This window comes from Micromonospora sp. ATCC 39149, from assembly GCF_000158815.1.
Lineage (GTDB): Bacteria > Actinomycetota > Actinomycetes > Mycobacteriales > Micromonosporaceae > Micromonospora.
The window spans coordinates 588,271-589,793 of sequence record NZ_GG657738.1; the positions used below are offsets into that span (position 1 = coordinate 588,271).

The 1,523-nt window shown below is 78.5% G+C and carries 2 protein-coding genes; both read right to left on the reverse strand.

Features of this window, described 5'->3' with window-relative positions; all coding sequences use genetic code 11:
• On the reverse strand, positions 1-587 hold a 587-nt coding region (locus MCAG_RS02455), incomplete at its 3' end, for a lysylphosphatidylglycerol synthase domain-containing protein (protein WP_036376052.1).
• Between the two features lie 113 nt (positions 588-700).
• Positions 701-1,489, reverse strand: a complete 789-nt coding sequence (locus MCAG_RS02460) for a class I SAM-dependent methyltransferase (RefSeq protein ID WP_198141703.1) — start codon at positions 1,487-1,489, stop codon at positions 701-703.
• Positions 1,490-1,523: the final 34 nt, after the last annotated feature.

The window sequence follows — 1,523 nt, forward strand, 5'->3', positions numbered from 1 at the left end:
CGGCCCAGCACGCCGGATCGGACGTCGGCCACGGCGGTACGCAGCGCCCGCGCCCACCGCGACGCTCCCGACCGGGGCGCGAACGCGGCCCCAGCAACACCGGGGCCCAGCCGGGGGGCGGCCACCAGTGCCGCCACCGCCGGCAGGTACGGCCGCACGGGCGACGGGAACACGGCCAGCACGCCCACCGCGAGGACCACCTGGACCACCTGGCCGGCCGTCCGTTCCCAGACCACGGCCCGGACGCCCCGGCCGACGTCGCCGGAGTCACGGCCATGGCGCACCGCGCGGTCCACGTCGCCGAGCACCCCGCCGGGCAGGGTGGAGTTGAGGAACACGGCCCGGTAGCAGTGCGCCACCGCTTCGCGCAGCGGCAGCCGCACGCCCAGCCCACCGGCCACCAGGCTCCAGCGCCAAGCGGCGCAGACGGTGGTGATCAGGCCGATGCCCAGCGCCGCCGCGAGGGCCGCGCCGTCGATGAGGCGCAGCCCGGCGACGAACGGGCCGCTGCCCAGCCGCCACAGCAGCGCCGCCAGCACGCCGGCCCCGGCGAGGGTACGCGCCCACCCCCAGAACGACCGGGGCAGCCGGCGGCCCCGCCCGGCCGGCGACGCCGCCGGTTCCGTGCTCGCTGGCAAAGCCGGCCCTCCCTGCACGATCGTCTTCCTGGACGGGTTTACGTGCGGCACGGCCGGCGGGTTCACCCGCACCCGGTGAGCAGGTCGCAGTGGTCGACCAGGACGCCGAGCCTACCTGCGCGGGCGGCGGCCCTTCGGACTCGGCCGTACTCCGTGGTGCGCGTGGTCAGCTCAGGCCGCTGCTCGCGGGCGGCGCCCAGCCAGCCGGTGAACCACTCGGCCGTCAGCTCGGCGCGGTCCGGGCCGAGCCGCCACGGGCTGGGCCGGGTCCGCACGTCGACGCCGTGCCGGGCGAACGCGGCCAGACAGGCGGCGACGGCGTCGGGGCCGAGCAGGGCCCCCCGGCCGGCCGCGACGCGCCGCTGGTGGTCGTCGAACGCGGCGGCGACCTCGGCGTCCAGCGGGTCGGTGGGGGTCAGCTCCACCCGGCCGACCACGGAGAGGGTGAACAGGCAGGGCCGGGCGGCGCAGGCCGCCACGATCCGTTCCACCTCCTCGGCGGTGAGCATGTCCAGCAGCGCCGACGCGGTGACCAGGGACGCGTCGGCGAGGTCGGCGGCGGACAGCCGGGTGATGTCGGCCCGGCGGGTCTCCACGGTGACGTCGCCGCCGCCCTCGGCGGCGAGTCCCGCCATGGCGGCCCGAGCCCGCTCCAACAGGCCGGGGTCGCGGTCGTACAGCACCCAGTGCTGCGGGCCCGGCAGCCGGGGGGCGAGCCAGCGGCCCATCGAGCCGGTGCCCGCGCCCAGGTCGTGGATGACGACCGGCCCGTCGCCCGCGAGCCGCCGACGTACCGGTGCCAGCAGGTCCGCCGCGCGGGCCGCCGCGTCGGCGGGCTCCCGCAGCCGCAGCCAGCCGGCGAAGGCGTCGCTGTCGTCGCCGTCG